The organism is Streptomyces sp. BBFR25 (assembly GCF_044590125.1).
GTDB lineage: Bacteria > Actinomycetota > Actinomycetes > Streptomycetales > Streptomycetaceae > Streptomyces > Streptomyces canus_D.
In genome coordinates this window covers 4,717,224-4,735,940 of sequence record NZ_CP172447.1, presented here as the reverse complement: position 1 = coordinate 4,735,940, position 18,717 = coordinate 4,717,224, and the positions used below count along the sequence as shown (strand labels likewise).

Annotated in this window: 12 protein-coding genes and 3 rRNA genes; 2 read left to right on the top strand and 13 right to left on the bottom strand. The window is 68.0% G+C overall.

Annotated elements, in window-relative coordinates:
* Positions 1 to 13: 13 nt before the first annotated feature.
* The 5 genes from ACGH52_RS21600 to ACGH52_RS21580 all read right to left on the bottom strand — a co-directional run bounded on the left by ACGH52_RS21600 (position 14) and on the right by ACGH52_RS21580 (position 6,664).
* Positions 14 to 742: a VC0807 family protein gene (locus ACGH52_RS21600; RefSeq protein ID WP_399941584.1), complete on the bottom strand. Its 729-nt coding sequence runs from the start codon at positions 740 to 742 to the stop codon at positions 14 to 16.
* Between the two features lie 83 nt (positions 743 to 825).
* Complete coding sequence (locus tag ACGH52_RS21595) at positions 826 to 1,473, bottom strand: HAD family hydrolase (RefSeq protein ID WP_399941581.1); 648 nt, start codon at positions 1,471 to 1,473, stop codon at positions 826 to 828.
* A 63-nt stretch (positions 1,474 to 1,536) separates the two neighbouring features.
* A 5S ribosomal RNA gene (gene rrf / locus ACGH52_RS21590) occupies positions 1,537 to 1,653 on the bottom strand.
* An 85-nt stretch (positions 1,654 to 1,738) separates the two neighbouring features.
* Positions 1,739 to 4,861 (bottom strand): 23S ribosomal RNA (locus tag ACGH52_RS21585).
* 276 nt (positions 4,862 to 5,137) lie between these two features.
* Positions 5,138 to 6,664, bottom strand: a 16S ribosomal RNA gene (locus ACGH52_RS21580).
* The 16S, 23S and 5S rRNA genes sit together here, the layout of an rRNA operon.
* An 822-nt stretch (positions 6,665 to 7,486) precedes the next feature.
* Between ACGH52_RS21580 and trpS the strand changes: the two genes are divergently transcribed.
* A complete protein-coding gene (trpS, locus tag ACGH52_RS21575; RefSeq protein WP_399941578.1) occupies positions 7,487 to 8,497 on the top strand; it encodes a tryptophan--tRNA ligase in 1,011 nt (336 codons plus the stop codon).
* A gap of 25 nt (positions 8,498 to 8,522) precedes the next feature.
* Here the strand turns inward: trpS and proC are convergent, their stop codons facing one another.
* From proC to ACGH52_RS21540, 7 genes are all read right to left on the bottom strand, one after another.
* Entirely contained in the window at positions 8,523 to 9,335 is an 813-nt protein-coding gene (proC, locus tag ACGH52_RS21570) for a pyrroline-5-carboxylate reductase (protein WP_076974883.1), read from the bottom strand.
* 241 nt (positions 9,336 to 9,576) lie between these two features.
* A complete protein-coding gene (locus tag ACGH52_RS21565) occupies positions 9,577 to 10,377 on the bottom strand; it encodes an ABC transporter permease (RefSeq protein WP_361469300.1) in 801 nt (266 codons plus the stop codon).
* Complete coding sequence (locus tag ACGH52_RS21560; protein WP_399941574.1) at positions 10,374 to 11,204, bottom strand: ABC transporter ATP-binding protein; 831 nt, start codon at positions 11,202 to 11,204, stop codon at positions 10,374 to 10,376. Before ACGH52_RS21560 ends, ACGH52_RS21565 begins: the two co-directional genes overlap by 4 nt.
* 103 nt (positions 11,205 to 11,307) lie before the next feature.
* A complete protein-coding gene (locus tag ACGH52_RS21555) occupies positions 11,308 to 12,132 on the bottom strand; it encodes a class I SAM-dependent methyltransferase (RefSeq protein WP_399941571.1) in 825 nt (274 codons plus the stop codon).
* A gap of 75 nt (positions 12,133 to 12,207) precedes the next feature.
* Positions 12,208 to 12,711, bottom strand: a complete 504-nt coding sequence (locus ACGH52_RS21550; protein WP_059302140.1) for a hypothetical protein — start codon at positions 12,709 to 12,711, stop codon at positions 12,208 to 12,210.
* Between the two features lie 41 nt (positions 12,712 to 12,752).
* Positions 12,753 to 13,421, bottom strand: a complete 669-nt coding sequence (locus ACGH52_RS21545; RefSeq protein WP_399941567.1) for a DUF4232 domain-containing protein — start codon at positions 13,419 to 13,421, stop codon at positions 12,753 to 12,755.
* A 150-nt stretch (positions 13,422 to 13,571) separates the two neighbouring features.
* Entirely contained in the window at positions 13,572 to 13,904 is a 333-nt protein-coding gene (locus ACGH52_RS21540) for an SH3 domain-containing protein (protein ID WP_059302142.1), read from the bottom strand.
* Positions 13,905 to 14,087: 183 nt separating this feature from the next.
* Here ACGH52_RS21540 and ACGH52_RS21535 point away from each other — a divergent pair, with 183 nt between their 5' ends.
* Positions 14,088 to 16,226 (top strand): serine/threonine-protein kinase, encoded by a 2,139-nt coding sequence (locus ACGH52_RS21535; RefSeq protein ID WP_399941564.1) that lies wholly within the window; start codon positions 14,088 to 14,090, stop codon positions 16,224 to 16,226.
* Between the two features lie 558 nt (positions 16,227 to 16,784).
* Here ACGH52_RS21535 and ilvD read toward each other — a convergent pair.
* Complete coding sequence (gene ilvD / locus ACGH52_RS21530; protein WP_076974890.1) at positions 16,785 to 18,638, bottom strand: dihydroxy-acid dehydratase; 1,854 nt, start codon at positions 18,636 to 18,638, stop codon at positions 16,785 to 16,787.
* Positions 18,639 to 18,717 lie beyond the last annotated feature (79 nt).

Genomic DNA, 18,717 nt, shown 5'->3' with positions numbered 1-18,717 from the left:
GTAGGGCTCCGGCCTACCCGTGGGTAGATCCAGTCAAAGATGAATTCCGCTCAGCTTCCGGGACCCCGTCGCCGTGGTCCACCAAGTCGGCACCGCTGCCCCCGGCTCCGATCATCTGGACCATCATCCGGGCCATGGGCACCGCCCCCAGCGCCCCGCTCACCAGGAACGCCACGACCATCGTGACGATCATGACGACCGTCCCGAGCCACACCATCGTGTCGACGGACAGCGTGTAGACCCCCACGATCCGCAGCCCGCACTCCCCGACGAAGGCGATGCCCCACACCGCCGAGAACCGCAGCTCCGCCCGCCTGAACGCCGGCGACCCCCGCCGCAGCCTCCCCCAGGCCGCCTCCCGACCCGCGTCTCCCTTGATCAGCCACGGCTTGAGCGTCGCCGTCATCATCGGCCGCCCGAGCACCACCGACCCCAGCAGCGCGAACCCGACCAGGCTGGTGACCGCGCTGTCCTTCACCAGCATCAGCCGGGCGTCGCCCGTCCCGAAGCTGAGCAGCAGCCCGGCCAGATTGGCCAGCAGGATGAGCGGGGGCAGCGCGTTCACGTCCCGCTGCCTCAGCATTCCCCACCCGGTCCGCAGCACCGGCACGACACTGCTCCAGCCCAGCGCCGCGACCGCGCTCAGCCCGAACCCGTCCTTCAACAGGTAGTACGACCCGACGGGTACTCCCACGTCCAGGAGCAACGACACGAAGATCCGAGACTTGCGAGGCTTGGTCATGCACTCAGAATCGCGGCCGGGCAGGGCCCCGCAGTAGAAACAACCGTCCAGAACAGCCCATGACAAATGTCAGGCGTCGGAAGTCAGCCGCGCAGCAGGTCGGCCAGCTCCCCCATGTCCCCGAAGAGCAGAGTCGCCCCGGCGAGCTTGTCGGCGGGCGTCATCGCGGTGAACCCGTACACGTCCATCCCGGCCGCGACGGCTGCCCGCACACCGAGCGGACTGTCCTCGACCACGACACACCGCTCCGGCGCCACTCCCATCCGCTCCGCCGCGTACAGGAACAGATCCGGCGCCGGCTTCCCCCGTCCCACGTCCTGGGAACTGAAGATCCGCTCATCGTCGAACCACCGGTCCAGCCCGGTCTTCCGATGCCCCACCCGAATCCGCTCATGGCTCCCGGACGAGGCCACGCAGTACGGCACCCCGTCCGCGGCCAGCTTCTCCAGTACGCCCACGGCTCCGGGCACCGGCTCCAGCTCCCGCTCGAAGGCGGCGAACACCCGCCCGTGGAACACGTCGTCGAAGTCCACGGGCAAGCTCCGCCCCGTCCGCTCCAGGACGAGGTCGTGCACGCGGTGCATGGCGGCACCCATGTAGTCCCGCAGCGAGTCCTCGTAGGACGTCGGGTGCCCCAGCTCGGTGAGATAGCCGGCGAGCAGCCGATTGGAGATCGGCTCACTGTCGACGAGAACACCGTCGTTGTCGAAGATAACCAGGTCGTAGCGCATACAAAGACCCTAAACGCAGAAAACCCCGCACCGTTCCCGGTGCGGGGTTTCCTCGCAATAATTGTTCGGCGGCGTCCTACTCTCCCACAGAGTCCCCCCTGCAGTACCATCGGCGCTGTAAGGCTTAGCTTCCGGGTTCGAAATGTAACCGGGCGTTTCCCCTACGCTATGACCACCGAAACACTATGAAACAGACAACCAACCGGTGACCAACACGGTCTGATTGTTCGTGGTTTCAGAACCAACACAGTGGACGCGAGCAACTGAGGACAAGCCCTCGGCCTATTAGTACCGGTCACCTCCACACCTCACGGTGCTTCCAGATCCGGCCTATCAACCCAGTCGTCTACTGGGAGCCTTAACCCCTCAAGGGGGTGGGAGTCCTCATCTCGAAGCAGGCTTCCCGCTTAGATGCTTTCAGCGGTTATCCCTCCCGAACGTAGCCAACCAGCCATGCCCTTGGCAGGACAACTGGCACACCAGAGGTTCGTCCGTCCCGGTCCTCTCGTACTAGGGACAGCCCTTCTCAAGACTCCTACGCGCACAGCGGATAGGGACCGAACTGTCTCACGACGTTCTAAACCCAGCTCGCGTACCGCTTTAATGGGCGAACAGCCCAACCCTTGGGACCGACTCCAGCCCCAGGATGCGACGAGCCGACATCGAGGTGCCAAACCATCCCGTCGATATGGACTCTTGGGGAAGATCAGCCTGTTATCCCCGGGGTACCTTTTATCCGTTGAGCGACGGCGCTTCCACAAGCCACCGCCGGATCACTAGTCCCGACTTTCGTCCCTGCTCGACCCGTCGGTCTCACAGTCAAGCTCCCTTGTGCACTTACACTCAACACCTGATTGCCAACCAGGCTGAGGGAACCTTTGGGCGCCTCCGTTACTCTTTAGGAGGCAACCGCCCCAGTTAAACTACCCATCAGACACTGTCCCTGATCCGGATCACGGACCCAGGTTAGACATCCAGCACGACCAGACTGGTATTTCAACGACGACTCCACCCACACTGGCGTGCGAGCTTCAAAGTCTCCCAGCTATCCTACACAAGCCGAACCGAACACCAATATCAAACTGTAGTAAAGGTCCCGGGGTCTTTCCGTCCTGCTGCGCGAAACGAGCATCTTTACTCGTAGTGCAATTTCACCGGGCCTATGGTTGAGACAGTCGAGAAGTCGTTACGCCATTCGTGCAGGTCGGAACTTACCCGACAAGGAATTTCGCTACCTTAGGATGGTTATAGTTACCACCGCCGTTTACTGGCGCTTAAGTTCTCAGCTTCGCCCCACCGAAATGGAGCTAACCGGTCCCCTTAACGTTCCAGCACCGGGCAGGCGTCAGTCCGTATACATCGCCTTACGGCTTCGCACGGACCTGTGTTTTTAGTAAACAGTCGCTTCTCGCTGGTCTCTGCGGCCACCCCCAGCTCACGGAGTAAATCCGGTCACCGGGTGTGGCCCCCCTTCTCCCGAAGTTACGGGGGCATTTTGCCGAGTTCCTTAACCATAGTTCACCCGAACGCCTCGGTATTCTCTACCTGACCACCTGAGTCGGTTTAGGGTACGGGCCGCCATGAAACTCGCTAGAGGCTTTTCTCGACAGCATAGGATCATCCACTTCACCACAATCGGCTCGGCATCAGGTCTCAGCCGTATGTGCGACGGATTTACCTATCGCACGGCCTACACCCTTACCCCGGGACAACCACCGCCCGGGATGGACTACCTTCCTGCGTCACCCCATCACTCACCTACTACAGGTCTGGATCATCGGCTCCACCACTCCCCCTCACTCCGAAGAGATCAGGGGCGGCTTCACGGACTTAGCATCGCCTGGTTCAATGTTTGACGCTTCACAGCGGGTACCGGAATATCAACCGGTTATCCATCGACTACGCCTGTCGGCCTCGCCTTAGGTCCCGACTTACCCTGGGCAGATCAGCTTGACCCAGGAACCCTTAGTCAATCGGCGCAAACGTTTCTCACGTTTGTATCGCTACTCATGCCTGCATTCTCACTCGTGAACCGTCCACAACTCGCTTCCGCGGCTGCTTCACCCGGCACACGACGCTCCCCTACCCATCACAGCCGGCGTTGGCCGTATTGCTGCAATGACACGACTTCGGCGGTACGCTTGAGCCCCGCTACATTGTCGGCGCGGAATCACTAGACCAGTGAGCTATTACGCACTCTTTCAAGGGTGGCTGCTTCTAAGCCAACCTCCTGGTTGTCTGTGCGACTCCACATCCTTTCCCACTTAGCGTACGCTTAGGGGCCTTAGTCGATGCTCTGGGCTGTTTCCCTCTCGACCATGGAGCTTATCCCCCACAGTCTCACTGCCGCGCTCTCACTTACCGGCATTCGGAGTTTGGCTAAGGTCAGTAACCCGGTAGGGCCCATCGCCTATCCAGTGCTCTACCTCCGGCAAGAAACACACGACGCTGCACCTAAATGCATTTCGGGGAGAACCAGCTATCACGGAGTTTGATTGGCCTTTCACCCCTAACCACAGGTCATCCCCCAGGTTTTCAACCCTGGTGGGTTCGGTCCTCCACGACCTCTTACAGCCGCTTCAACCTGCCCATGGCTAGATCACTCCGCTTCGGGTCTTGAGCGTGCTACTAAAATCGCCCTATTCGGACTCGCTTTCGCTACGGCTTCCCCACCCGGGTTAACCTCGCAACACACCGCAAACTCGCAGGCTCATTCTTCAAAAGGCACGCAGTCACGACGCAAGGACAAGTCCTTGCGCGACGCTCCCACGGCTTGTAGGCACACGGTTTCAGGTACTATTTCACTCCGCTCCCGCGGTACTTTTCACCATTCCCTCACGGTACTATCCGCTATCGGTCACCAGGGAATATTTAGGCTTAGCGGGTGGTCCCGCCAGATTCACACGGGATTTCTCGGGCCCCGTGCTACTTGGGTGTCTCTCCAACGAGCCGCTGATGTTTCGACTACGGGGGTCTTACCCTCTACGCCGGACCTTTCGCATGTCCTTCGCCTACATCAACGGTTTCTGACTCGTCCTGTTGCCGGCAGACAACAGAAGAGAGATCCCACAACCCCGCACACGCAACCCCTGCCGGGTCTCACACGTATACGGTTTAGCCTCATCCGGTTTCGCTCGCCACTACTCCCGGAATCACGGTTGTTTTCTCTTCCTGCGGGTACTGAGATGTTTCACTTCCCCGCGTTCCCTCCACACTGCCTATGTGTTCAGCAGCGGGTGACAGCCCATGACGACTGCCGGGTTTCCCCATTCGGACACCCCCGGATCAAAGCCTGGTTGACGACTCCCCGGGGCCTATCGTGGCCTCCCACGTCCTTCATCGGTTCCTGGTGCCAAGGCATCCACCGTGCGCCCTTAAAAACTTGGCCACAGATGCTCGCGTCCACTGTGCAGTTCTCAAACAACGACCAACCACCCATCACCCCGGGAACAACTCCCGAGTGCACTGGGGCCGGCAACTGAGGGTTCATTCCCTCAGATACCCAACAGCGTGCCCGACCAGGTTCCGTCCGGAGATCGTGCTTTCCACGCTCCGAAGAGCAGTACTTGCAGCCTCCGACCCGTGAACCAGGCCGAGTAGTCAACGTTCCACCCATGAGCAACCGTGCAGGACATTTGCCTGCAGTCGGCTATGTGCTCCTTAGAAAGGAGGTGATCCAGCCGCACCTTCCGGTACGGCTACCTTGTTACGACTTCGTCCCAATCGCCAGTCCCACCTTCGACAGCTCCCTCCCACAAGGGGTTGGGCCACCGGCTTCGGGTGTTACCGACTTTCGTGACGTGACGGGCGGTGTGTACAAGGCCCGGGAACGTATTCACCGCAGCAATGCTGATCTGCGATTACTAGCGACTCCGACTTCATGGGGTCGAGTTGCAGACCCCAATCCGAACTGAGACCGGCTTTTTGAGATTCGCTCCACCTTGCGGTATCGCAGCTCATTGTACCGGCCATTGTAGCACGTGTGCAGCCCAAGACATAAGGGGCATGATGACTTGACGTCGTCCCCACCTTCCTCCGAGTTGACCCCGGCGGTCTCCCGTGAGTCCCCAACACCCCGAAGGGCTTGCTGGCAACACGGGACAAGGGTTGCGCTCGTTGCGGGACTTAACCCAACATCTCACGACACGAGCTGACGACAGCCATGCACCACCTGTACACCGACCACAAGGGGGCGCCCATCTCTGGACGTTTCCGGTGTATGTCAAGCCTTGGTAAGGTTCTTCGCGTTGCGTCGAATTAAGCCACATGCTCCGCCGCTTGTGCGGGCCCCCGTCAATTCCTTTGAGTTTTAGCCTTGCGGCCGTACTCCCCAGGCGGGGCACTTAATGCGTTAGCTGCGGCACGGACAACGTGGAATGTTGCCCACACCTAGTGCCCACCGTTTACGGCGTGGACTACCAGGGTATCTAATCCTGTTCGCTCCCCACGCTTTCGCTCCTCAGCGTCAGTATCGGCCCAGAGATCCGCCTTCGCCACCGGTGTTCCTCCTGATATCTGCGCATTTCACCGCTACACCAGGAATTCCGATCTCCCCTACCGAACTCTAGCCTGCCCGTATCGACTGCAGACCCGGGGTTAAGCCCCGGGCTTTCACAACCGACGTGACAAGCCGCCTACGAGCTCTTTACGCCCAATAATTCCGGACAACGCTTGCGCCCTACGTATTACCGCGGCTGCTGGCACGTAGTTAGCCGGCGCTTCTTCTGCAGGTACCGTCACTTTCGCTTCTTCCCTGCTGAAAGAGGTTTACAACCCGAAGGCCGTCATCCCTCACGCGGCGTCGCTGCATCAGGCTTTCGCCCATTGTGCAATATTCCCCACTGCTGCCTCCCGTAGGAGTCTGGGCCGTGTCTCAGTCCCAGTGTGGCCGGTCGCCCTCTCAGGCCGGCTACCCGTCGTCGCCTTGGTGAGCCACTACCTCACCAACAAGCTGATAGGCCGCGGGCTCATCCTGCACCGCCGGAGCTTTCGAACCGCCTGGATGCCCAGGCGGATCAGTATCCGGTATTAGACCCCGTTTCCAGGGCTTGTCCCAGAGTGCAGGGCAGATTGCCCACGTGTTACTCACCCGTTCGCCACTAATCCCCACCGAAGTGGTTCATCGTTCGACTTGCATGTGTTAAGCACGCCGCCAGCGTTCGTCCTGAGCCAGGATCAAACTCTCCGTGAATGCTTTACATCACGGGAGCGGAACAGTCGGAGGAATAATCCGACCGTTCACAGCGTCCTCGCTGTTGTGTTACTTCAAAGGAACCTCAACCCGAACGGAGATCCGATCAGGTCGGGGTATCAACATATCTGGCGTTGACTTTTGGCACGCTGTTGAGTTCTCAAGGAACGGACGCTTCCTTTGTACTCACCCTCTCGGGCTTTCCTCCGGGCGCTTCCCTTCGGTCTTGCGTTTCCGACTCTATCAGATCTTTCCGATCCGATTTCCTCGGTGCTTTCCAGGTTCCCGCTTTCGCGTTTCCCTTTCCGGCGGTTCCGACTCTATCAGATCCTTTCGGCCCTGATTCCCCGTCAGAGGGGGTTGTCTCCACAGCCCGTTGGGCCGTTTCGACGAAGTGAGACTCTAGCGGACTCCCGGCTCCCGAGCTAATCGGGGGCCGCGTTCTTTCGAACGTGGATTCCTCATTCCGTTAATACGCACACCGACAGGACGACGACGCCGACAACGCGACTGTTCGTCGAAGAGTGGTGGGTACTTGCGGAATCGCTGTCCGGGGACCGACCGGGGTCGGCGCTCACGTCGGACAACTCGGAGAACACTAGGAGTGCGGGGCGGTCGTGTCAAATCCCGGGTCGTGCGGGCTGCGCGGGGGTACTGTGGGGCTCGTGATGACGCGTACGTGTACCCAGCTCTGGCGGGCCGCCTGACGGCGGCCGTACACACGTATGCACTCGACGGCCGCCGCTTCGGCGGCCGTTCTCGTATCTCCCTCCAGGAGGGGCGGCCGGCGGGTGGCGGCGGCCCTGACCAGGAGGTGGAGAGATGACACGGGTCTTCAGTGGGGTCAAGCCGACCGGGCATCTGACGCTGGGGAACTATCTGGGCGCCATGCGGCAGTGGGCCGCGGTGGACCAGCACCGGTCGGACGCGTTGTTCTGCGTCGTCGACCTGCACGCGCTGACCGTGGACCACGATCCGGCGCGGGTGCGCAGACTCAGTCGGCAGTCGGCGTCGCTGTTGCTGGCGGCGGGGCTCGATCCCGCGCTGTGCACCGTGTTCGTGCAGAGTCACGTGGACGAGCACGCGCGGCTGTCGTACGTACTGGAGTGCGTGGCGACCGACGGCGAGATGCGGCGGATGATCCAGTACAAGGAGAAGGCCGCGCGGGAGCGGGAGCGAGGTGGGAGTGTGCGGCTGTCGCTGCTGACGTATCCCGTACTGATGGCGGCGGACATCCTGGCGTACGGGACGGACGAGGTGCCGGTCGGGGACGACCAGACCCAGCATGTGGAGCTGGCGCGGGATCTCGCGGTGCGGTTCAACCAGCGGTACGGGCACACGTTCGTGGTGCCGCGGGTGACGAGTCCGGCGGTGGCGGCGCGGGTCATGAACCTGCAGGAGCCCGCTTCGAAGATGGGCAAGAGCGACGACGTCGGGCCGGGGATCGTCTATCTGCTGGACGAGCCGGACGTGGTGCGGAAGAAGGTCATGCGGGCCGTGACCGACAGCGGGCGTGACGTCGTGTACGACCGGGAGGAGCGGCCGGGACTGGCGAACCTGCTGGAGATCCTCGCCGCCTGCTCGGGTGGGGACCCCGCGGAGCTGGCGGACGGGTACGACTCGTACGGCGCCCTGAAGAAGGACACCGCGGAGGCGGTCGTCGAGGTGCTGCGGCCCGTGCGGGAGCGGCACGGGGAGCTGTGCGCCGACCCCGGGTACGTCGAGGGTGTGCTCCGGGAGGGGGCCGAGAAGGCCCGGGCGACGGCGCGGCCGACCGTGGACGCCGCCTACCGGGCGATCGGACTGCTGCCCCCGGTGAACGCGGCCGGGTAGGCGTCGGGGCCGGCTCGGCGGTGCGTCAGTCCTTGGTGCCGGAGGCCAGTTCTCGGCTGCGGTCGCGGGCGGCTTCCAGGGCGGCGATGAGGGCGGCGCGGACGCCGTGGTTCTCCAGTTCGCGGATGGCGTTGATGGTGGTGCCGGCGGGGGACGTGACGTTCTCGCGGAGCTTGACCGGGTGCTCGCCGCTGTCGCGGAGCATCTTCGCGGCGCCGATCGCGGACTGGACGATCAGGTCGTGGGCCTTGTCGCGGGGCAGGCCGAGGAGGATGCCGGCGTCGGTCATGGCCTCGACCAGGTAGAAGAAGTACGCCGGGCCGGAGCCGGAGAGGGCGGTGCAGGCGTCCTGCTGGGACTCGGGGACGCGGAGGGTCTGGCCGACGGCGCCGAAGATCTCCTCGGTGTGGGTCAGGTGGGCCGGGGTCGCGTGGGTGCCGGCCGAGATCACGGACATGGCCTCGTCGACCAGGGCCGGGGTGTTCGTCATGACGCGGACGACCGGGGTGCCGGGGGCCAGGCGCTCCTCGAAGAAGGAGGTGGGGATGCCCGCCGCACCGCTGATGACCAGGCGGTCGGCCGGGACGTGCGGGGCGAGTTCGTCGAGGAGGGTGCCCATGTCCTGCGGCTTGACCGTGAGGATCAGGGTGTCGGCGGTCTTGGCGGCCTCGGCGTTGGTGACCGGGGTGACTCCGTGGCGGGCGCGGAGTTCGTCGGCCCGTTCCCGGCGACGGGCGGTGACCAGGAGGTCGGCGGGGGCCCAGCCGGCTCCGATCATGCCGCTGAGAAGGGCTTCGCCGATCTTGCCGGTGCCTAGGACTGCGACTTTCTGGGTCATGGGTTCGGTGCCCCTTCGGTGCCCTGGCTCTTCTTGGGTGCGTGGTGCGTGGTGCGTTTTCGTCATCCTCGCATTCAGGAGGGTGGGTGGGGTGTTGCGTCCAGTCCGCGGGACGGTGGTGGAGGGCGCGCTGGAGGATTTTCGCCCCCGCCGCCCCTTCCCGTTCCCGACCCTGGGGGCTGCGCCCCCAGACCCCCCTTTCGGCCTGGACGGCCTCGTCCTCAAACGCCGGACGGGCTGACTATGCCGTTCGGCGTTTCAAGGTTGCCGCGCCCAGGGTCAGGACCAGCAACGCGCAGCCCGCGACGATCAGGGCGTCGCGTACGAAGGCGGTGGTCATGTCGGTGTGGCGGAGGACCTCGTTCATGCCGTCCACCGCGTAGGACATGGGCAGGACGTCGGAGACGGCCTCCAGGGCGGGGTGCATCTTGTCGCGCGGGGTGAAGAGGCCGCACAGGAGGAGCTGGGGGAAGATCACCGCCGGCATGAACTGGACCGCCTGGAACTCCGAGGCCGCGAAGGCCGAGACGAACAGGCCGAGCGCGGTGCCCAGGAGGGCGTCGAGCAGGGCGACCAGGAGGAGGAGCCAGGGGCTGCCCGTCACGTCCAGGCCCAGGAACCAGACCGCCAGTCCGGTGGCGAGGGCCGACTGGACGATGGCGAGAGCGCCGAAGGCGAGGGCGTAGCCGGCGATGAGGTCGCCCTTGCCGAGCGGCATGGCGAGGAGGCGTTCGAGGGTGCCGGAGGTGCGCTCGCGCAGCGTGGCGATCGACGTGACCAGGAACATCGTGATCAGCGGGAAGACGCCGAGGAGCGAGGCTCCGATGTTGTCGAAGGTGCGCGGGCTGCCGTCGAAGACGTAGCGCAGCAGGAAGAGCATCACGCAGGGGATCAGCATCAGGAGCGCGATGGTGCGGGGGTCGTGGCTCAGCTGGCGCAGGACGCGGATCGCGGTGGCCGTGGTGCGGGAGAGGCTCAGGGGGCGGGTGGGCGCCGGGGTGAGGGTGGGCGCGGGGGTCGTGGGAGCCGTGGGCGTGGTCATCGGGTGGTCTCCTTCGTGCGGGCCGCCGCGCTGGCCTTCGCCTCGTCGACCAGGTGGAGGAAGGCCTCCTCGACCGTCTCGGAGCCGGTACGGGTGCGCAGGGCGTCGGGGGTGTCGTCGGCGAGGACCTCGCCCTCGCGCATCAGGAGCAGCCGGTGGCAGCGCTCGGCCTCGTCCATGACGTGGGAGGAGACGAGGAGGGTGGCGCCGCGGTCGGCGGCGAGGGTGTGGAAGAGGGTCCACAGGTCTCGGCGGAGTACGGGGTCGAGGCCGACCGTGGGTTCGTCGAGGACCAGGAGTTCGGGGGCGCCCAGGAGGGCCACGGCGAGGGAGACGCGGCTGCGCTGGCCGCCGGAGAGGTTGCCGGCCAGGGCGTCGGCGCGGGTGGTGAGGTCGACGTCGGCGATGACCCGGGTGACGTCCTCGCGGCGGCGGTCGGCGGCCGACCGGCCGGGGTCGAGGATCTCGGCGAAGTAGTCCAGGTTCTGGCGGACGGTCAGGTCGTCGAAGACGGACGGGGCCTGGGTGACGTAGCCGACGCGGGTGCGCAGGGCCGGGTGGCCGGCCGGGCGGCCGAGGACGTCCAGGGTGCCGGCGACCTTGGACTGGGTGCCGACGATCGCCCGCATCAGGGTCGACTTGCCGCAGCCGGAGGGGCCGAGGAGGCCGGTGATCCGGCCGCGCAGGACGGTGAAGCCGAGGCCCCGCAGGACGGTGCGGGTGCCGCGGACGACGGTGAGGTCTTCGGCGTGGACGGCGGGCGGGGCGGGGTGGTCGCCGCGCCCTTCGGGGGGCCGGGGGGAGTGCCCCGGTGAGTAATTCATCATGTGATGAATACTGCTCCCGGGTGCCCGTGGCGTCAAGGGCCGCCGGGCGTCCTCGGCCTTCGGGTGTCCTCGGCCTTCGGATGTCTTGAGACTTCGGGCGTCCTCAGCCTTCGGGAGTCCTGGCGACGAGGAGGTGGACGTCGTACGTCTCCTCGACGATGCCGTCCGGGAAGACGGTCCGCAGGTGCCGGCGCTCGTCGGCGAAGAAGGCCGCGGCGCGTTCCTCGGTGTCGGTCAGGAAGACCGAGTGGCTGCCGAGGTTGGCCAGGTGGGTGTCGAGGGGGACGCGGCGGGCCCAGCGGATCTCGCGGTGGACGAAGGCGAGGGTGCCGGTGGGGTCGGCGAAGCGGACGTCGAGGTCGCGTTTCTCGGCGGAGAGGTTCAGGCCCGCGAAATGCCGGTCGACGCGTCGTGCCGACTCCGCGATCCACGGCACGTCGAGGGCGTCGGTGTTCCACCACAGCGCCAGCGCGCCGCCCGGACGCAGCACGCGCAGCGCCTCCGGGACGGCCAGGGCGGGGTCGGTCCAGTGCCAGGCCTGGGCGTAGGTGAGGAGGTCGGCGCGGTGGCCGGCGAGGGGGAGGGCGTTGCCGTTGCCGCGGACGACGGGTACGCCGGGGAGGGTGCGGCGGAACTCGGCGGCCATGCCGGCGCCGGGTTCCACGGCGATCACGTCGGCGCCGCGCTCGTGCAGGCGGGCGGTGGCGAGGCCGGTACCGGCGCCGACGTCCACGACGCGGGCGCCCTGGAGGGGGCGGCCGGTCAGCTCCTCCAGCGCGTCGAAGAGGGCGGGCGGGTAGGAGGGGCGGTTGGCGGCGTACTGGGCCGCGGCGGCGTTGAAGGAGTGGGCGCGGGCGCCGTGGTGGGCCGCCTGGGCCGGGGCGTTTTCCGCAGTGGCCCGGTCGTCCGGGGTCAGGGGTGTCGTCATACGGCCATGGTGGCCGGGCGGGCTCGGACGGGAAGGGGGTTTCGGGAGTGCCGTGGACGGGAGGGCTCCCCCGGATTACTTCCCGCGGCGCTTCCGCGACGGGTTGCCCGAGCGGCGGGTGGTGCGCTTCTCGTACTCCTCGCGGGCCTTCTCGTACTCCTCGCGGTGCAGCTTCTCGCCCGGCGCCTCGGTGAAGGTGCGGAAGAAGTACGCGAGGAGGGAGCCGACGAAGCCGATGGCGAGCAGGCCGCGCATGGAGGCCTGGCGGTCGGGGTCGGGGCGGCTGGTGAAGCCGGACCAGGTGTGGCGGAAGGCCAGGGCGCTGCAGATCGCGAACATCACGATCATCAGCAGCGAGACGAAGCTGCCGATGTCGGCGATCTGGAGGCCCTGGTAGGCGACCCGGAGCACGAAGCAGGCGGCGGCCGCCACGGCGAGGGAGCCCAGGGCGAGACCCGCCCGGCGGGCGGTGTAGCCGTGGTCGTGGTCCACCCAGGTCGTGCCGTAGAACCGGAGGGGTTCGGGGCGGGGGCCCGCCTGGGTGTCCGGGGTGCCGTTGGTGCCGTTCGCTGCGCTCACGGGTCGATTATGGCGCGCGCCTTGCGGGGCGTGCCGCGCGGTCAGCCGCCCTGGCCGGCGCTGCCGAGCGGGCCGACCCGCACCGGGGTGCCGGAGCCGTCCGTGACGGGCAGCGTGGCGGCGCCGGGCCAGTCGAGGGTGACGGACTTGGTCTCGTTCGGCGGGGTCACCACCAGCCCGGTGATGCGGACGCCGGAGCCGCCCGAGTCGTTCATCGGGTAGGTGATGCCGAAGGTCACCGTCTCCCCGTCCGCGAGGACGACCGAGGGGGCCGACTCGCCCGTGCGCTCGGCGGACAGGGTGCCGGAGTTCGTCTTCAGGTCGACACCGGCGTAGCCCGCGAGCGAGCACTCCCGGCCGCCGCCGTTCCTCAGGTCCACGGCGACGGTGCCCTCGGTGTCGCCGCCGACGGTGGCGTCGATCGCCGTGATCTCCAGCTCGTCGGTGCGGCACCGGTCGGACTTGCCGTCCTCGTCGGCTCCGCCCGTCCCGCCCGTGCCGCCGGTCCCGTTGGGGGACTTCCCCGCGGAGTCCGTCCCGCCCTGCTGGTCCGAGCCCGCCGATCCCGAGCCGCCGTTCGACGAGGACGCGGTGGAGGCGGCCGGCGGCGCGGCGCCCTGGTCCGAGCCGCCGTCATCGTTCTGGCAGGCCGTGAGCGAGAGACCGGCGGCGAGGGCCATGGCGGCGAGGGTCAGCTTGCGAACGCGCATCGTTGTCTACCTCAGAGTCGGTTGGCGTGCCGGGCCGCTCGTACCGTTCGGTCCGAGCGGGTGTTTCTGACTACCAAGAGCCACTCGGCCCGGCACGCCGTTCCTCTCGGCAACCTCCTAATACGCCCCTGGGACAGCCCCGTTACAAGGTCAGCAGCGAGGGGCCACGTAGCCGTCGCTGCCGGTGCGGACGTACGCGTCCGAGACGTACTGGCCGCCGCCGATGTTGTCCCAGATGTTCGAGGTGCCGTAGGGGCCGGAGACCCGCTCCCCCGTGCGCTGGCAGTTGATCGTGACTCTGGAGCCCTCGGCCAGGACCCGCACCACGGAGTAGTTGGTGCCCGGGCCGCTGCGGACGTTCAGGCGGTAGCCCGGCGCGACCGGGTAGGAACTCAGGGCCGCCGCCGCGACGGCTCCCCCGGCCTGCCCCGCTGCTCCCTCTTCGCCGCCGCCGCCGATGTTCTGGACCTGCTCGACCGACATGGTTGAACTCCCCCCGTTGCACCCCGCGGCTTTCGCGGGGCAGCGTTGATACCCCAAGAACAAGCCATGAAACACCAGTTCGCAAGTCGCACACGCGAGTCGGCAGGCCGTCTCTGTCCCGTACGCCCCATCGACTAGGCTCCGAGCATCGCTCGCGCGAACGAACAGCACGGGGGTGGTTCCATGGCGCCGCAGCGGGATGCCGGAGCGGACGCGGAAGCGGAACTTCCGGAGTACGCCGGCCACTACCGGCTGGAGTCCCGCCTCGGCTCGGGCGGCATGGGCGTCGTGCACCTGGCCCGCAGCACCTCGGGGATGCGTGTCGCGGTCAAGGTCGTGCACGCGACGTATGCCAGGGACCCCGAGTTCAGGGGGCGTTTCCGGCAGGAGGTGGCCGCGGCCCGGCGAGTGAGCGGGGCCTTCACGGCACCGGTCGTGGACGCCGATCCGGAGGCCGGGCGGCCCTGGATGGCCACGCTGTTCATCCCCGGCCCCACCCTCTCGGAGCAGGTGAAGCGGAACGGGCCGATGGACGAGCCCCAACTGCGTCGGCTGATGGCCGGGCTCGCCGAGGCGCTGCGCGACATCCACCGGGTCGGCGTCGTGCACCGGGATCTGAAACCGAGCAACGTCCTGCTCGCCGAGGACGGTCCGAAGGTCATCGACTTCGGCATCTCCCGGCCGAAGGACAGCGAACTGCGCACCGAGACCGGGAAGCTGATCGGTACGCCGCCGTACATGGCGCCCGAGCAGTTCCGGCGGCCCCGGGAGGTGGGGCCCGCGGCCGACGTCTTCACCCTCGGCTCGCTGATGGTGCACGCGGCCACCGGGCGGGGCCCCTTCGACTCCGACAGCCCGTACGTCGTCGCCTACCAGGTCGTGCACGACGAGCCGGATCTGACCGGCGTACCGGACTCGCTCGCGCCGCTGGTGCTGCGGTGTCTGGCCAAGGAGCCCGAGGACCGGCCGACGCCGGACGAGTTGATGCGGGAGCTGCGGTCGGTCGCGGCGGCCTTCGACACGCAGGTGTTCATACCGGCACCGCGGGCGGAGCGGGCCGGGAGCCCGAAGGAGCCCCCCGGTGGGGCGGCCGTCCCGGAGGCCGACGCCGAGCCGTCCGGGGGGCCCGGGCGGCTCGTGCGGCGGCTGGGGAAGCGGTCGGCGCTCGTCGCCGGGGCGTTGGGGCTCGCCGTGGCCGGGAGCCTCGTGGCGGTGCAGGCGTTCGGTGGTGCCGAGCCCGCGGGCACGCCCACCGCGCAGAGTGCGGCGGGCGGGTTCGGGGCGTGGGAGGCGGGGCCCGCGGCGAAGGACGGCGGGATGCCGCAGTGCTCGTACGCGGCGCGGCGGCTGCTGTGCGCGCGGCCCGGTCTGGTCTTCGCCCTCGACCCGGCCGACGGGAGCACGCTGTGGCGGCACGCCGTCGAGGAGGCCGTGCGCAACGAACCGCCGGTGGTGTCGGGCGGGCTCGTGCAGCCCGAGGTCGGCCTGCTGGGCCCGCTGGAGGCGCTGGACCCCGCGACGGGTGAGCCGAAGTGGCAGGAGGACATGCCCGCGTACGACGGACTGCGCACCGTCGGCGACATGCTGCTGCTCACCCGCGCCGACGGGATGGTCACCGGCGTGGACAGCGCCACGGGGCGGACGAAGTGGACGCGCCGGGTCCCCGGACAGGCGGTGCCGTACTTCACCTCCTTCGCCGGGGAGCGGCGTCCGGCGGCGTACGCGACGAGCCCGAGCGCGGACGGGCGGCGGACCCGGGTCACCGCGGTGGACCCGGTGAGCGGGGACGTGCGCTGGGACGCGGAGCTGGCGGGGGCGCTGACGCCCGTGGGGGCGGCGGACGGTTCCGTGTTCCTCGTCGCCGAAGGGGCGACCTACAGCGACGTGAAGGCCGTGGTCCGCTACACGCCCGCCACCGGGGCGACCCGCCGGGTGACGCTGCCGATCCCGGTCGAGCAGGCCGCGGCGTCGGCGGGTGTGCGTGGGGACACGGTGTACCTCATGGGCGCGGGCGGCTCGCTGGTCGCCGTCGACATGGCGGCGGGGAAGCAGGCGTGGCGGCTGGAGACGGGCGTGAGCCGGGGTTCGGCGCCGGTCTCCGACGGGCGGCACGTGTACGTCACCGCGCCCGACGGGCGGCTCCTCGGTGTCGACGCGGTCGGGGGCAGGCTCCTCGGGCAGACCCGGCCCCGGCTCGGTGCCGACTCCGACAAGGTGCCCGCGTCACTGCCGGCGCCGCTGCTCGCGGGCGGGCACGTGTACGCCGGGGCACCGGACGGGACGGTGTTCGGGGTGGCGGGGCGGGACCCCGGGGCCTGGTAGACCGCCGCCCCGGGCCCCCGGCGGGACTCAGCCCAACCTGCCGACATCGCCCTCAGGCAGACCCGGCCCCGGCAAAGTGCCCGCGTCACTGCCCGCGCCGCTGCTCGCGGGCGGGTACGTGTACGCCGGGGCACCGGACGGGACGGTGTTCGGGGTGGCGGGGCGGGACCCCGGGGCCTGGTAGACCGCCGCCCCGGGCCCCCCGGCGGGCCTCAGCCCAGCTTGCTGACGTCGCCCTCGGGCAGACCCGGCCCCGGCAAAGTGCCCGCGTCGCTGCTCGCGGGCGGGTACGTGTACGCCGGGGCGCCGGACGGGACGGTGTTCGGGGTGGCGGGGCGGGACCCGGGGGCCTGGTAGACCGCCGCCCGGGTCCGGTCCCCCGGCGGGACTCAGCCCAACCTGCCGACATCGCCCTCGGGCAGACCCGGCCCCGGCAAAGTGCCCGCGTCGCTGCCGGCGCCGCTGCTCGCGGGCGGGTACGTGTACGCCGGGGCGCCGGGGTGGCGGGGCGGGACCCGGGGGCCTGGTAGACCGCCGCCCCGGGTCCCCCGGCGGGCCTCAGCCCAGCTTGCTGACGTCGCGGACCGCGCCCTTGTCCGCGCTGGTGGCCATCGCGGCGTACGCCCTCAGGGCGGCGGAGACCTTGCGGTCGCGGTTCTTCGGGGCGTACACGCCGTTCAGGGCCTGCTCGCGGCGGGTCAGCTCGGCGTCGTCCACGAGCAGCTCGATGGAGCGGTTCGGGATGTCGATGCGGATGCGGTCGCCGTCCTCGACCAGGGCGATGGTGCCCCCGGCCGCCGCCTCCGGGGAGGCGTGGCCGATGGACAGGCCCGAGGTACCGCCGGAGAAGCGGCCGTCGGTGACCAGGGCGCAGGCCTTCCCGAGGCCGCGGCCCTTGAGGTACGAGGTCGGGTAGAGCATCTCCTGCATGCCGGGGCCGCCCTTGGGGCCCTCGTAGCGGATGACGACGACGTCGCCCTCCTTGACCTGCTGGGTGAGGATCTTCTGGACGGCCTCCTCCTGCGACTCGCAGACGACCGCCGGGCCCTCGAAGGTCCAGATCGACTCGTCGACGCCGGCCGTCTTGACGACGCAGCCGTCCACGGCGAGGTTGCCGCGCAGCACCGCGAGGCCGCCGTCCTTGGAGTAGGCGTGCTCGACGGAGCGGATGCAGCCGCCCTCGGCGTCGTCGTCCAGGGAGTCCCAGCGCTCGGACTGGGAGAAGGCCTCGGCGGAGCGGACGCAGCCGGGGGCCGCGTGCCACAGCTCGACGGCCTCCTGGGAGGGGGAGCCGCCGCGGATGTCCCAGGTCTTGAGCCAGTCGGCCAGGGACGGGCTGTGGACGGAGTGGACGTCCTCGTTGAGCAGGCCGCCGCGGTGCAGTTCGCCGAGGAGAGCGGGGATGCCGCCCGCACGGTGCACGTCCTCCATGTAGTACGTGCGGTCCTTGGCGACGTTCGGCGCGACCTTGGCCAGGCACGGGACGTGGCGCGAGAGGGCGTCCATCTCGGTGAGGCCGTAGGCGACCTCCGCCTCCTGGGCGGCGGCCAGCAGGTGCAGGATCGTGTTGGTGGAGCCGCCCATCGCGATGTCCAGCGCCATGGCGTTCTCGAAGGCCGCGGGGGTGGCGATGTTGCGGGGCAGGACCGAGTCGTCGTCCTGCTCGTAGTAGCGGCGGGTCAGGTCGAGGACCGTGCGGGCCGCGTTCTCGTAGAGCGCCTTGCGGGCGGTGTGGGTGGCCAGCACCGAGCCGTTGCCGGGCAGGGAGAGGCCGATCGCCTCGGTCAGGCAGTTCATCGAGTTGGCGGTGAACATGCCGGAACAGGAGCCGCAGGTGGGGCAGGCGTTCTCCTCGATGCGGAGGATGTCCGCGTCGGAGATCTTCTCGTTGACCGCCTCCGACATCGCGTCGACCAGGTCCAGCGTGCGGACCGTGCCGTCGACCAGGGTGGCGCGGCCGGACTCCATCGGGCCGCCGGAGACGAAGACCGTCGGGATGTTCAGGCGCAGCGCCGCGTTGAGCATGCCCGGGGTGATCTTGTCGCAGTTGGAGATGCAGATCAGGGCGTCGGCGCAGTGGGCCTCGACCATGTACTCCACGCTGTCCGCGATCAGGTCGCGGGAGGGGAGGCTGTAGAGCATGCCGCCGTGGCCCATGGCGATGCCGTCGTCCACGGCGATCGTGTTGAACTCGCGCGGGATGCCGCCGGCCGCGGTGACCGCCTCGCTGACGATCCGGCCGACCGGCGCCAGGTGCGTGTGGCCCGGCACGAACTCCGTGAAGCTGTTGGCGACGGCGATGATCGGCTTACGCCCGATGTCCGCGCCGGGTACACCGGAGGCACGCATAAGGGCGCGGGCGCCCGCCATGTTGCGGCCGTGGGTGACAGTGCGGGACCTCAGTTCGGGCATCGTCGCTCGCTCCTTCGGAGAGTTATGACTGCCGTCGAGCGTACGCCGGTCATCCAGGGGTCGGGACAGGGTGTCCGGA

Bases quoted from the DNA above. Each gene is read 5' to 3' on its own strand.
- ilvD (WP_076974890.1), bottom strand. From the start codon at position 18,638: ATGCCCGAACTGAGGTCCCGCACTGTCACCCACGGCCGCAACATGGCG.
- ACGH52_RS21535 (WP_399941564.1), top strand. From the start codon at position 14,088: ATGGCGCCGCAGCGGGATGCCGGAGCGGACGCGGAAGCGGAACTTCCG.
- ACGH52_RS21560 (WP_399941574.1), bottom strand. From the start codon at position 11,204: ATGATGAATTACTCACCGGGGCACTCCCCCCGGCCCCCCGAAGGGCGC.
- ACGH52_RS21545 (WP_399941567.1), bottom strand. From the start codon at position 13,421: ATGCGCGTTCGCAAGCTGACCCTCGCCGCCATGGCCCTCGCCGCCGGT.
- trpS (WP_399941578.1), top strand. From the start codon at position 7,487: ATGACACGGGTCTTCAGTGGGGTCAAGCCGACCGGGCATCTGACGCTG.
- ACGH52_RS21555 (WP_399941571.1), bottom strand. From the start codon at position 12,132: ATGACGACACCCCTGACCCCGGACGACCGGGCCACTGCGGAAAACGCC.
- ACGH52_RS21595 (WP_399941581.1), bottom strand. From the start codon at position 1,473: ATGCGCTACGACCTGGTTATCTTCGACAACGACGGTGTTCTCGTCGAC.
- ACGH52_RS21600 (WP_399941584.1), bottom strand. From the start codon at position 742: ATGACCAAGCCTCGCAAGTCTCGGATCTTCGTGTCGTTGCTCCTGGAC.
- proC (WP_076974883.1), bottom strand. From the start codon at position 9,335: ATGACCCAGAAAGTCGCAGTCCTAGGCACCGGCAAGATCGGCGAAGCC.
- ACGH52_RS21565 (WP_361469300.1), bottom strand. From the start codon at position 10,377: ATGACCACGCCCACGGCTCCCACGACCCCCGCGCCCACCCTCACCCCG.
- ACGH52_RS21540 (WP_059302142.1), bottom strand. From the start codon at position 13,904: ATGTCGGTCGAGCAGGTCCAGAACATCGGCGGCGGCGGCGAAGAGGGA.